General features: G+C 31.2%; 14 protein-coding genes. 1 reads left to right on the plus strand and 13 read right to left on the minus strand.

Annotation, left to right across the window (positions count from 1 at the left end):
* From ACVC08_RS15475 to sigZ, 5 genes are all read right to left on the minus strand, one after another.
* Complete coding sequence (locus tag ACVC08_RS15475) at nucleotides 1-732, minus strand: phosphatase PAP2 family protein (RefSeq protein WP_452602712.1); 732 nt, start codon at nucleotides 730-732, stop codon at nucleotides 1-3.
* Between the two features lie 191 nt (nucleotides 733-923).
* Nucleotides 924-1,640 (minus strand): cytochrome c biogenesis CcdA family protein, encoded by a 717-nt coding sequence (locus tag ACVC08_RS15480; RefSeq protein ID WP_452602713.1) that lies wholly within the window; start codon nucleotides 1,638-1,640, stop codon nucleotides 924-926.
* Between the two features lie 5 nt (nucleotides 1,641-1,645).
* Entirely contained in the window at nucleotides 1,646-2,191 is a 546-nt protein-coding gene (locus ACVC08_RS15485) for a hypothetical protein (RefSeq protein WP_452602714.1), read from the minus strand.
* Nucleotides 2,192-2,375: 184 nt separating this feature from the next.
* Nucleotides 2,376-3,167: an arsenite methyltransferase gene (arsM, locus tag ACVC08_RS15490; protein ID WP_452602715.1), complete on the minus strand. Its 792-nt coding sequence runs from the start codon at nucleotides 3,165-3,167 to the stop codon at nucleotides 2,376-2,378.
* A 79-nt stretch (nucleotides 3,168-3,246) separates the two neighbouring features.
* Complete coding sequence (sigZ, locus tag ACVC08_RS15495; protein WP_452602716.1) at nucleotides 3,247-3,792, minus strand: RNA polymerase sigma factor SigZ; 546 nt, start codon at nucleotides 3,790-3,792, stop codon at nucleotides 3,247-3,249.
* Nucleotides 3,793-4,337: 545 nt separating this feature from the next.
* Here sigZ and ACVC08_RS15500 point away from each other — a divergent pair.
* The gene (locus ACVC08_RS15500; protein WP_452597962.1) at nucleotides 4,338-4,718 is read left to right on the plus strand and encodes a Fur family transcriptional regulator; all 381 of its coding nucleotides are present in this window, start codon (nucleotides 4,338-4,340) and stop codon (nucleotides 4,716-4,718) included.
* 475 nt (nucleotides 4,719-5,193) lie between these two features.
* Here the strand turns inward: ACVC08_RS15500 and ACVC08_RS15505 are convergent, their stop codons facing one another.
* The 8 genes from ACVC08_RS15505 to aroC form a co-directional block, all read right to left on the minus strand.
* Nucleotides 5,194-6,228 carry a bestrophin family protein gene (locus ACVC08_RS15505; protein ID WP_452597963.1) on the minus strand — a complete coding sequence of 345 codons (1,035 nt, stop codon included), beginning with the start codon at nucleotides 6,226-6,228 and terminating at the stop codon, nucleotides 5,194-5,196.
* A gap of 300 nt (nucleotides 6,229-6,528) precedes the next feature.
* A complete protein-coding gene (locus ACVC08_RS15510) occupies nucleotides 6,529-6,759 on the minus strand; it encodes a hypothetical protein (protein ID WP_452597964.1) in 231 nt (76 codons plus the stop codon).
* Between the two features lie 229 nt (nucleotides 6,760-6,988).
* Complete coding sequence (locus ACVC08_RS15515) at nucleotides 6,989-8,155, minus strand: flavohemoglobin expression-modulating QEGLA motif protein (RefSeq protein WP_452602717.1); 1,167 nt, start codon at nucleotides 8,153-8,155, stop codon at nucleotides 6,989-6,991.
* The gene (locus ACVC08_RS15520) at nucleotides 8,155-8,985 is read right to left on the minus strand and encodes an N-formylglutamate amidohydrolase (RefSeq protein WP_452602718.1); all 831 of its coding nucleotides are present in this window, start codon (nucleotides 8,983-8,985) and stop codon (nucleotides 8,155-8,157) included. Before ACVC08_RS15520 ends, ACVC08_RS15515 begins: the two co-directional genes overlap by 1 nt.
* Nucleotide 8,986: 1 nt before the next feature.
* Entirely contained in the window at nucleotides 8,987-9,823 is an 837-nt protein-coding gene (locus ACVC08_RS15525) for a sulfurtransferase (RefSeq protein WP_452602719.1), read from the minus strand.
* Nucleotides 9,824-9,934: 111 nt separating this feature from the next.
* Nucleotides 9,935-10,975, minus strand: coding sequence for a glutathione synthase (gene gshB / locus ACVC08_RS15530; RefSeq protein WP_452597704.1), 1,041 nt, complete (start codon nucleotides 10,973-10,975; stop codon nucleotides 9,935-9,937).
* Nucleotides 10,976-11,031: 56 nt separating this feature from the next.
* On the minus strand, nucleotides 11,032-12,354 hold the full coding sequence (locus ACVC08_RS15535) for a dicarboxylate/amino acid:cation symporter (protein ID WP_452602720.1): 1,323 nt from the start codon (nucleotides 12,352-12,354) through the stop codon (nucleotides 11,032-11,034).
* Between the two features lie 58 nt (nucleotides 12,355-12,412).
* A complete protein-coding gene (gene aroC, locus ACVC08_RS15540) occupies nucleotides 12,413-13,471 on the minus strand; it encodes a chorismate synthase (protein WP_452602721.1) in 1,059 nt (352 codons plus the stop codon).
* Nucleotides 13,472-13,574 lie beyond the last annotated feature (103 nt).

The following is a 13,574-nucleotide window of genomic DNA, read 5'->3' on the forward strand; positions in this document are numbered from 1 at the left end:
TTAGTTCCACTCCTTTTTTGCTGCCTCAAAATCGTTTTGAAACTTTTCGGTATGCCAACTAAGCATCAATATTTTATGGGCAATTTGCCTTGCTACTTCTTCATCACTAGGGAAATGTACACCCATTATTTCTCTAGACAAACCAATGTTGTAAGCTAACGCAATATATTCAGCTCTTTTTTCTGGCGCTAATTCACTTAAAGTATAGGCTTGAATATAAGCCAAAAGTGTATGACCACTTGCAAATGATGGTGTTGGTATTTCACTTAAAGGCTTTATATTTTTATCTAAATGATAAGGTCTTGCTCTTAATAAGTTGAATTTTACGGCAAATTCTATTAAACGAGTATCATGCATTACTCCTTTTAATAATTTTGTTGTTTTTGGGTAATCTTTAGCATTATATTTTTCTCCAGAAACTTCTCTTGCCATAAAAAATAGGTCGTTTTCATTACGCTCATATCTATCATCTGTTTTTGTATGATTTTTATGAGGCCAATACCCTATTTTGGCTAACTGCATAACACGTTCTATTTGCTTTTCTGTTCTCTTATTTTGCAAATCGAGTAAAAAATCGAGTTCTGCTCTTGTTTGCTCCGAGCTATTAGCTGGGAAACTAACAGAGTTAGTAATAAAATTTACTTGAGAAGAACTTAAGTAATGAGGTTTGTTTAAGGCATAAACCAATATAAAATCTAAATAATTATCTGTTGGATAAACAATATTATCCATAGCTGCAAAAGCTTCTCGCTTTTCGCCACTTAACGACTTTAATTCTTTATAATGATTACTTATAGCTTATATTTCGTGAATTGATGAAAAAATAGAGCTCTGACTGTATATACTTGTGGTAGTAATAAGTACTAAAATGAATGTGAAATTTCTTTTAAAATTGCTCATAATTAATTGTTTAATATTATATTTTATAGCCAACCTAATAGTAACCCGAAGCCTAGTACAACTAATGTAACTCCGGATATTTGACTAATAATTTTCTTGTTTTTTAAGAGTTTATTTGAAAACTTGTTGAAACCAAAACCAATGCCAATTAATAATGCTCCTAAAGGAATACTATAACCAATGGCAAATACAAATAATGTAAACCAGCTTAAAAAAAGACTGCCTTGTAAATAAGACGTACCTAAAATAATTGGAAATATTGGGCTGCATCCTACAGAACATGCTGTAGCAAAACCTCCTAAGAGTAAACCAAACAAAAAGCTTTTATTTGCTAGTTTTGATACTTTAGCTGAGGCATTTAATCCTATTTTTAAATTAAAAGGAAGCATATTTAAACTCATTAATCCTAAATATACGATTAGAATACCTGCGATAATAGTCCAGTATTGACCAACTATTTGACCTATGGAAGCACTAATTAAACCTGTTAAAGCTCCTACGAGCGATAATGAGATAATGTTTCCTAATAAAAACGATAACCCTGTTTTTAAATGTGAGGCTTTGTTTTTAGAACTAGTTTCTGAACCAGCATAACTAGTAACTGCTGCCAAAACACCAACATTACAAGCAGAACCAACTGCCGCAACTAGGCCTAATACTAGAATAGCAATAAAAAACAATGGTGAATTTAATTGACTTTCAATAACACCATTAGTCCATTGTTGTAAGTGTTCTAACATCTGTATTAATTTAATGTTTTAGAACCACTACAAGCCGCTTTTTGTTTTGGAGAACAAGACGTTTTACTTTCTCCTGTGCAACTAGCATTTTTAGTGGTTGTACAGGATGCCTTTGTAGTTAAAACAGCATCATAGGCTCTAATTAGATTCATTGAATTTACATCTTTTGCGTTTATTTTTGTTGCACTTTTTCCTAAAACTACAATAGATGGTGTTTTTTCTATTTTTAATTTAGAAACCACATCTTTATAATTTGCATTACCTGCTTCTAAAGCAATAAAATAGGCAGAACCTTCCGTTGTATTTAATTCGTTAACTATACTTTCTACTTTAGAGGTCATTTCCTTATTCTGACTTGTATTATTACCTTTTAAAACGACATAAGCCACCTTTTTGTCTGTTTTTATCCATCCAAAATCTGCAATAGATAGTGTTGGAGTATTTATCGTTTTAATACAAGATACTTCGGCTTTAGGCGAACTTTTAAAAGCTGTTATAAAAGCAAAAATGAATGCTAGACCTAATATACCTAGCCCAAATTTTTTCTTCATAACAAAATTTTTATTTGATGAATTGTTGTTTGATACACAGCAATCTGTGTTGTTTGAATTATCCATTATCCTTATTTTTATATTATTTTCAATCTATAGACGTGTCATCTAAAAAAAGACGCAAAAAATAGCCTTACGTTTATTAGTAAGGCTAAAATGTTATTAATCTGTTATAAAAAAAAGATTATTTTTCTGCGTAAACACCAAGACTAATAACATTATTATTACTTGTTTTGAATTTTTCTAATTCTTCTGGGCAGCATACGTAATTCATTAACACATCATCTGGCATATCTATAATGCGTTCTTTAGTAAGGCTAATGTTTTTAAAGCCAGCATCTTTTATTGCTTGTATATAGTCTTCTTGCTGTAAAGCGCCCGAAATACAACCTGCGTACATTTCTGCAGCTTCCATAATACCTTTTGGTAACCTACCTCTCAACACAATATCTGACATATTAAAGTGTCCTCCTGGTTTTAATACGCGATATACTTCTTGGTAGGCTTTCTTTTTATCTGGAACCAAGTTCAGCACACAATTACTTATAGCAACATCAATAGAGTTCTCTTTTAAAGGTAAAGCTTCTATTTCACCTAAAACAAAATCTACATTAGTATAACCTAATTTTTGTTTGTTTTCATTTGCTTTTTCAATCATAGCTTCGGTCATATCTACGCCAATAACATGACCAGACACTCCAACAATTTGGCGAGCAACAAAGACGTCGTTTCCTGCACCAGATCCTAAATCTAAAACAGTATCGCCTTCTTTAATTTTTGCATCGTTTGTTGGAATACCACAACCTAATGCATAATCTGCATCTGCTTCATAACCTTCAACTTGAGAATAGTTTTCGCTTAATGTCCAGTCTTGTGCTGGCGACCCACAAGCTGTTGGTCCACAACCACAACCAGCTCCAGAATTTGCAACTCTTGTATAAGCTTCTTTTACGTGTTCTATAATTTCTTTTGACATACTATATCTATTTAAAGTGTTTTTAATTTAATTTTCACTCTATAGACGCTAGCTTAAAAAAAAAGACGCAAAAAAATAATTAATCACAAGATGGGTTGCAATTTTTTGCTTTGTAATCTATTACATCACCATATACATCTGTAGATATAGCACAGCATTGATCGTATGAAGATTTTAATAACTCTCTACCTCGTTGTACTCTCGATTTTGCTCCTGAATACGAAATATTTAACCGTTCTGCTATTTCTTTTTGTGGTATGTTTTCAATATCTGCTAAAATAATGGCTTGTTTATATTTTTCTGGAAGTGAATTTAGAAACGGGCTAATACAATGTGTTAGTTCTGAAGTTAGTGAATCGTTAGAATAGTCTTGTGCTTCAATAGCATCAGAAGGTGTGTCGAATTTTAATTTTCTAAAATGAGAAATTATTTCGTTACGTGTAATTTGATAAATCCAAGACACCAATTTTTCTTTGTTCTTTAGCGTATCGAACTTTGTAAATGCTTTTAAAAAAACATCTTGAACAATATCTTTTGTAAGCTCAGGGTCCTTAACTTTTCCTTTAACAAAATTTGTTAATCGGTCATTCATATCATTCCAAACGTGTATAATTTCTGTGCTCATAGTTGTAAAAATAAATCTTTGATTTATTTATAGACGTAAATAATAAAAAAAGACGCAAAATATTTTAAATGAAGGTTTGCCAAAGTGGTTATTTAGCTTTTAAACTCTTTAAGGTTAATTATATCTTTTAATATGTATGCTGAATACACATTGTACTTCGCTACTGTCCTTGTATAAGGGAAAGCGTATTACAGTACACTTTTAATATAGGATTACTCTGTGGAGAATTTAATATTAAAATAATGTCTAGTTATCGATTTAACTATTTTATTACAAACCTTTAATTTATGTACATGAATTACTATTTAGTTTAATAAAAAAAATGGCCTTTAGAATTTATTTTTTTCTTCTTATAGATTAACCAACTATAAGATTAAAAATCCTCATTATTAGATTCCAAAGGCTCATTTTCCCATTTTAACCAAAAAATGTAGAATAATAACTAATTTTAATAACTCACAGGTTATTGCAACTAAGTTGCTAATATAGTATAAAACATATTTTAATACAACTTAGTTGCATTAAAATTATATTATATTTGTATTATGGGCATTTTAAGAAAAACTAAATCAGTAAAAATATTGCTTGATGAATTCGAGAAGAATTCTAGCGCAATTTCTGTTATTGCATTGGTAGAGCAACTTAGTTCACAAATGAATAAAACTACAATTTATCGTATTTTAGATAAATTAGAAGATGATAAAATTTTACATTCATTTCTAGGAAAAAATGGAAATAAATGGTACGCAAAGTGCAGTGATTGTTCTGTTTCAGGACATAAAGATCATCATCCTCATTTTCAATGTTCAAATTGTGGTAAAGTAGATTGTTTACCAGTAAATATTACAATCCCAAAAATTGATAAACGAAAAATAGAGGTTTCACAGATATTAATACAGGGTAAATGCGAAGAGTGTTTTGTTTAAAGAGTTAACAATTATGACTCTACATGGTGATTTTCTTCTTTCATGCATTTTACTTTTAACCACTCTAAAGTAGCTTTGTAATAAACAATACTTTCTGTTTTCTGCCAATTCTACAGCTAAATCGTATTGCTTATTTGTTTAGTATGCTCCTGCCAAACTATCTTATATATTGAAGCTTGTAGTAATTATACCAAATGTTTTTTAAATGAAGACATGATTATTAATCATTAAAAAATATCCTATTACTCATCTATTTTTAGGAAAGCTAATTTTTTGTGAGTTTATAAATCGTTTATTGTTGCTATTGATAAGATAAAGTCTATTGAAAGACACCAAATTTTAATTACTACACATAAAATACCTGTAGGTAATACCTATAAGCGTAGTATGACTAAATTATGTAATAATTAATTCTATTTTACGCACAATACACTCTGTTCTATTAAGTATACACTTGCAAAAAACAAGTTTTAAATTACATTAAAATACCATTTTTAGGTTTAATGTTTGGAGGTAAGTTAGTTTCTCCAAGCATTTCCCTTAAATCTATTTCTATAGTTCTACATAACGATAGCATAGGAATATCGTTTGCCATGCCTTGAAATGGGTTTTCAGAATAATCTGCTACAAGTTCCATACAAATATAAACCCATCCTACTAAAGCTGTTATGGGTATAGATAACCATTGAGCCCAACCGCTTAACTCAAACATTTCTGGTATTAAAGTAAATGGTAATAATGCAATAAATATGCCTACAAAGTACCTACTCATATTGGCATATTGTCTTGGTAGTGGAAACTTTTTTATACGTTCGTTTTTTCCTTGAAGTGTATAAAAGCTACGTAAAACATTTTCCATTTCCATGTGCCTAAAATCTTCTATTAACCCCTTTTTTCGTAGTTTATGTAAGGCTCTAGATTGTTCATTAATAATTTGTGTTGCCGTGTTAACATTATTAATTAAGCGATCATGTTCTTCTGGTTGTAAAAACAGTTTCAACTCTGTTCGGGTTACTTCATCATCAATTAAACCTACTCCAAATTTTTTCTGATAGTATTTAGCTGTTCTTCCAATATGTCCGCCTTGACTGGCGTGTTCCCATGAAGTTGTTGCTAAAAGTTGGCTTCTATGCGCATATAACCATGCGATGTGTCTGTAAATTAATTTTCGTTTTGTTGCTTTCAAATCTTCTTCAGATATCTTTTCAGTAGCAAATAAGTTAGATACAAAACCATCAACTAACATTCCCCAGGTTCGACTTTCATTAACAATGCCTCCCCAAATTTTTCGAGCTTCCCACATGCGATCGTACGATTGGTTGTTTTTGAAACCCACATAAAATGCTAATGCTGTACCTATAACAGATACTGGAACCCACGGTATCTTGAAGTTAATAATACCAAAGTGATATAGAGTTGCTATTGACGCCATTAAAAGAATTAACCACACAAAATGGAATCCAGACCATCTTAACATGGTTGAGAAACGTATGCCTTTAGTTATAATCATAAATGAGTTGATTTAATTATTTAATTTATAATCTTTTAAGTGTTGATAATAATTTACTGCTCTTTCTTCTAAAAAATGGTCAACAACATAAGTAGCAATAGTTACTAATAATAAAGCTATACCTATGAACATTAATACAGAAAATATAATAGCATAATTATAAAATATACGTAAACTATTTATATAATTTTTAAATTTATTAGTCTCGATTTAATATGTACTAAATACGTTAAATTAGATAATAATTAGGCCTAAAAAAAGCTCAAAATTAATTGAGCTTTTTGTTTTAATAATATGTAACTAGATAGTTTCTGTTGGTCTACCATGCAAACGTTTTTCAATTTTGCGTTTCTTTTCAGTTAAACGCTTCATAACGTCCATTAATGTGGAGTCCTTTGTTTCTTTATATATTTCGTTTAATGCTAATATAAGCCTTTTCGCTTCTCTTGAAGCTGCTACACGATCACTAGTTGACATATGACTCATTTTAGCGTTTTCAAATTCTAATGCTTCTTTTAATAAAATGTCCATAAATATTTTTGTCAAATTTTGGGGTAAAATTAGTTAAATACACTGGTTTTACCATAGAATTTATTAATGATTGTGATTATTTTAACATAAATAAATCTTATAGCACTTGTAAATAAGGAAGTAAATAACTATTACGCAATTTTTTGTACGCTATATTATTTGTATTATCTGTGGCTAAATAAACTTTTATTTCTTTTAAATTTTATAAAATACCAAAAGCTTTAGTGGTTTACTGTAGTTTTAAACTATTTAATATAAAATCGAAGTTTTTATTAGAGTTACTATTTGTTAAATACGCATCTGTGTAATGTTTAGAAGGTTTAGCTAAACCTAATGCTTGCATTTTCTCTATAACATCTTTATACTCTAAAGTAACTTTACCTGTTAATAAAACATTTAAATCGTTGCCCGTTTTTGCATAGTTATATATTTTATTTAAACCTGTTAAATACAAATAATCCTTTGTAAAACCACCGCCACGATGTATACGTAGTGTTATTATATATGCTTTATCTCTGTTTAGTTTGTATTGGTTATGCAACAAATGGAAAGTAGACTTAAAATCGTAGCCTTTGGCTAAAGAGTCTGCTGCTATAACTCTATATGCTAGTTCTTTTAATCGGTTAATAGTTAAACAATCAGACATATATTCTGCATAAACAGCTAGTCCTTCTTGTGTTTCTACATTATTGGGTAGACCATTAGAAAATATTTTTAAAGGCTGTTCTACGGCATTAAATGTTGTTACTAAATGGACTCCTATTTCATGATTTGCTAAAACTTTCAATTGGTTCTTGCTATACTTATGGTTTTTATGTAGTACTAATGTTTTTTGGTTATTTAAAACCATTGCTGCCGCAGAAATATTAGTCGATTTTTTTATGATATATTCAAAATCGTAACGTTTAGCGTATTCTTCAAAATAGGCAATTGCATCATCTGCATTATACATTGGTAGTAAATCTTCTTCAAAATCACTATCATCAAAGCGTAAAATAAATTTAGCATTTTCTATATCGCACTCGGTAGGTGTGCCAAAACTTTTTAAGCTGTTATAATAAAATCGTTTGCCTTGTCCTATTGTTTCTATACATTCTATTAACCCAGAATATTCATAAATGATATCTTTATATAAGTTTCTTATATCGTCATCGTTTATTCGTTTTAATTTTTGCGAAAATAGTTTTCTATGTAATTCGTAACCATTAAACTTAATTTTCGGGTATTTAAATTGCGGATTATAGTTGTATTTAGAAGAAAAGAAATGTTTTTTTTCGCTTTCTATATTTAACGGATTAATATAATTAAGTAACTCTATTCTTTGCACCAAATCGTGCAAATCGTTATCTATTTTAATTAAATCTCCGTGGACTTTTACAACATCTTCAGTCATCATTATTTATTATGTCTTTTGTAAAATGCATTTGCATGGTTTATAACACGCACTCTAAGTTGTTTTTCTACTGCAGAAACGACTTCGGGATACATTATATAGTTATACTCATCGCAGTATACTTTTGCTATTTCGGTTGCCAAAACTAAGGTATTTTGAAAGTTTTGTGTAATGAATTTTAAGAAAAATCCATTTCCTTGAAATGTATCGTTAATTTTTGAAGTAGATTTTATACCATTTGGCAATTGTAATTCGCTTAAACTTTGTCTCCATGCTTCTATGTCTTCACCAAAACGGTTATTGTCTATATTGGCTGTTCCAAGATTCCATGTTGGTACTTCCCTATCCCAACGTTTCCAATTATAACTGTGCATATCGTAAACGATAGCAAGGCCAAACTTAGATTCTATTTTTTGTATTAATGAGTGTACTACTTTATAAAAAGCATTATGTTTTTCTAACGATTTTTGTCTCTCGGTATCTGGTAATGGTGTTTTCCAGAGTTCTTTTCCCCAAGCATCATTGTATATTGCTGTTTCTGGAGCTCTATTTAAGTCGTATTCAAAACGCGAATCGCATCCTGCTAATATGATAGGGTGAGAAATAACCATGTTTTTTGTTTCTGGGTCTTCCTCGTACCAACGTTCGTACTCTGTGTGCAGGCAATTATCCCATAACGTTTTTCTAAATTGGTGCCCATCGTGTACAGCTCCGCAAACATAGGGTACATAATTTTCTATTTTTAAAGTAAAAGAGTAGTCGCTAGAAACGGCATGGAATGTTTCTTCGGCTTCTATTTTAGAGATAATTTGTTCTACAGTTAATTTTTGCATGTTATTTGGTAATTAAACTACCATATTCTGTCCAAGATCCATCGTAAACGCTAGTGTTTTTATATCCTGCTATTGTTGCTGCAAGGTCTAAAATACAGGCTGTAATACCAGATCCACATGTAAATATAACGGGTTTATTTACATCATTTATTATGGTACTGAATATATTCTGTAGTTCGTTTTTAGATTTTAATTTTCCATTGTCTAAACAATTAGTAAATGGTATGTTTTTAGAGTTTGGTATTGTACCGCTTCTTAACCCTTCTCTTGGCTCTGGAACTTCGCAATTAAATCGGTTTGAAGCTCTAGCATCTATAATTGCCACACTTGCATCGTTTGGGAGTGTTTTTATATCTTTTAAATAGACAACGTATTCTGGTTTAAAATTGGCTTCAAAATCTCCTACAGGTCTAGAATGGTGCTGTTTCGTTTCGGTTGTATAGCCTTGAGCTACCCATTCTGGTAAACCGCCATTAAGTATGGCTACATTTGTAAACCCAAATAGTTTAAACAGCCACCAAACTCTAGCACTAGAATAAAGCCCTTTATCGTCATAAACTATAATGGCACTGTTTTTATTTACCCCAAGTTTTCGTGCTTCTGTTTCAAATTGTGTTTCTGAAGGTATTGTGTTTGGAAACTGACCTGACGCATCACTAAAGGCCTTTTTTATATCAAAGAATTGGGTGTTTGGTATTTGTTCTTTAACTGTTGTTATTTTATTTGCAGTAACTTTTGGAATACTTGCATCAAAAATTAATAGGTTTTCACTCAATAAGTTTTGATGTAACCAGTCTACTGAAACAACAGGGGTTTTTATTTTAGTAATTATATTCAAAATACAATTTTATATGTTTTATTTCTAACCTTTTGCTTGCCCAACCATTGTTTAATACAATTTAATCTTTAACAGATTTAAGGTTTAAAAACCTATTTTTTGGGAGTACTATTATTTGCTGTCTTCTACTGTTTTACGCAAACGTGAACGCCTGTTAAAGGCTTCTAAGTTATCTAGGACTTTACTTTCTAAGAAATCAATAACTTTTTCTTCTACTCTAACTTTGTTTTTGTAGATTTTGTTAATGTATGTAATACCTCCTGGAGACATGACATTAACTTCTACAAGCTTCCCTCCTATAACGTCTAAGCCCACAAAATAAAGTCCATCTTTAACTAATTTTGGACCAATTTGTTTACACAATGCTTTTTCTGTTTTTGTTAGTGTATGTTTTTGTATGCTACCTCCTGCTGATACATTAGAGCGATGATCGTCTGTTCCTGGTACTCGTCTCATAGCACCTACTGGTTCTCCATTAAGCATTAATATGCGTACATCGCCTTGGTCTGCTCCTTCTATATAATCTTGAAGAATTACATAGTTTGATGAGCCATCACTACTTGTGATATAAAAATCTAGTAAAGAGTTTATATTACTCATTGCCGATTTTTCAATTAAAATAACACCAGAGCCTCCAAAACCATTTAAGGGTTTAAGAATCATTTTATCTGCTGTTGATTCTTTTATTTGTTGTACTAAATATTTTTTGTTTTTAGATACATGGGTATTGGGAATAATGTTGCTATGTGCATCTCCAAATGCGGCTGTATATAGTTTATTATTAGCTTCTCGCATGCCTTGTAAAGAGTTTACAATAAAGACATCATCTTTTACCGAATCTAAAAAATTAAGCATTATAGGGTCTAGTGGTGGGTTTGCTCTAAAAAAAATGGTATCGAAACCAGCTAGTGGTAACATCTCTTCTCTTAATACCGCTTTTTTGTAAAATGCTTTTAATGACGAGGGGACTTTATCCATTCTACTAACAACTGTACAAAATGCATTTGTAACACTGTTACGTATTGTTAAGTTAGCGGGTGTACATAATGCTACACCATGACCTCTTTTAACACACTCTTTAATTAGTGCTAAACTACTGTCGTTTTCTGGATCTATTTTCTCCCAAGGGTACATTAAAAAGCAAACATTCATATTCTATAAATTTGGTTAGGCAAATAAAGTTAAACTAAAAATTGAAAAAATCTATTTTATTTTTTTGGGTAATCGTCATCCCATTCTACTGGTCTTGGTTCGTGTAGCTTTCCTAAGGATTTAGCTACTAATGTAGAAACCGTTGCATCTCCAGTAACATTTACTACTGTTCTACACATGTCTAAAGGTCTATCTACAGCAAATATTAGTGCTAATCCTATTGGTAATAATTCTGCTGGGAAGCCTATAGATTCTAATACAATAACTAACATTACCATACCTGCACTTGGTACAGCCGCACTACCTATAGAGGCTAATAAAGCTGTTGCAATAATAACTAACTGGTTAGTAAAAGTTAAGCCTTCTGGCCAGATAACTTGCATTATAAAAACAGCCGCAATACCTTGGTATAAACTTGTACCATCCATATTTACTGTGGCTCCTACTGGTAATACAAAACCAGAAACTTCTTTATCTACACCAATATGCTCTTCTACACGCTCCATTGTTACTGGTAAGGTCGCTGCACTTGAGCTCGTTGAAAAAGCTAATAATTGCGCTGGACTTATTTGTTTTAAAAACCATAATGGTGATTTTTTTGCAAATACTTTTATTAAAATCATGTAGAACCCTATCATTAAAACTAACCCAAATACAACACAAAGTGCATATTTTAGTAACTTTAAAAGAATCTCTGGGTCATCAAAAGCAATAATAACATTTGCTAATAGGGCAAAAACGGCATACGGTGCAAATAACATAATTAAGTCTACCATTTTCATAACAACTTCATTAAGCGAATCGAAAAAATTAACTAATGGTTTTGCTTTCTTTTCTGGAATTAATAATAGACAAATCCCTACAAATAATGCAAAAAAGATAATTTGAAGCATTTTAGCCTCTCCCATTGCCTTAAAAATATTACTAGGAAATATATCTACTAAGGCTTGTAAAGGCCCTGAATCTTGTTGTGCCGTAGCTTTATTTAATTTATCTATAACTCCCGAAGATGTTTCGTATTTCATTTTTATTTTCTCAATAGTATCTTGAGGCATTCCATCTCCAGGTTTTACTATATTAACAATACTTAAACCAATAATAATGGCTATTAATGTTGTACCAATATAAATCCCTATGGTTTTAAGTCCCATAGTTTTAATTTTAGAAATATCTTTTAAATCGGAAATCCCTTTTATTAAAGATGCTAGTATTAATGGAACCGCTATTAATTTCAATAGATTGATAAATATTTTTCCAAATGGCGCAATCCAATCGCTTACAAACCCTTTACCTTCATCTACGGAATTCATTATAAAGCCAAAAATGATACCTAGTACCATTCCTATTATAATTTTCCAATGTAATGCTAGTCTTTTCATCTATAATATTTTTAATGAGCTCTTAGAGTTTAAGAGTTAATTTTTGTGTTAATCGTAATTAATATGTTTTATTTAGTAAAAAAGCATCAGCAAGTACCATTGCTGCCATAGCTTCTACTATTGGTACTGCTCTTGGTACTACACAAGGGTCATGCCTTCCTTTACCATGCATTTCTACTATATTTCCGTCTTTATCTATTGTTTGTTGTACTTGCATTATTGTTGCTACGGGCTTAAACGCAACTCTAAAATAGATATCCATTCCGTTACTTATTCCGCCTTGTATACCTCCAGATAAATTTGTCTTTGTTGTACCATCTGCATTAAATAGGTCATTGTGCTCACTCCCTTTCATTTTTGCTCCACAAAATCCACTACCATATTCAAACCCTTTTACTGCATTTATAGATAGCATAGCTTTACCTAAATCGGCATGTAACCTATCAAAAACAGGTTCTCCAAGTCCTACAGGTACATTTTTAAGTACACAGGTTACGGTGCCGCCAATAGTATCTCCTTCTTTACGGATCTCTTTAATACGGGCAATCATTTTTTCTGCTGATGCTTCATCTGGACAGCGTACTGCATTAGACTCTATATTGTTAAAGTCTAAATCTTGATAGGGTTTGTCTATAAATATATCGCCTACAGAAGATGTAAAAGCGTGTATTTGTATGTCTTTTAACACTTGCTTAGCAATAGCTCCAGCGACTACTCTACTTGCCGTTTCTCTTGCAGAACTACGGCCTCCTCCTCTATAATCGCGATGTCCATATTTTTTATCGTAAACATAATCTGCATGACTAGGTCTATACGCGTCTTTAATATGTGAATAGTCTTTAGATTTCTGATTTGCATTTTCTATAACGAAACCTATTGGAGTTCCTGTAGTTTTACCTTCAAAAATACCTGATAGAAACTTTACTTCATCTGGTTCTTTACGTTGTGTAACTATTGCAGATTGCCCAGGCTTACGTCTATTCATTTCGTTTTGAATAGCATTAAAATCAATTTCAATTCCCGGAGGGCAACCATCGATTACACCTCCTATTGCTATACCATGCGACTCTCCGAAAGTTGTAAGGTTAAATAATTTTCCAAAGGAATTACCAGCCATATAATTTATTTTTATGCTAATGTAATTTTTATATCACAGAAACAAAAATTGTAATTTAAGTTTATAGTTTTTAAGTTAAATAAATTACTTTCGCAAAATCATA

Source organism: Pontimicrobium sp. MEBiC06410, from assembly GCF_053601615.1.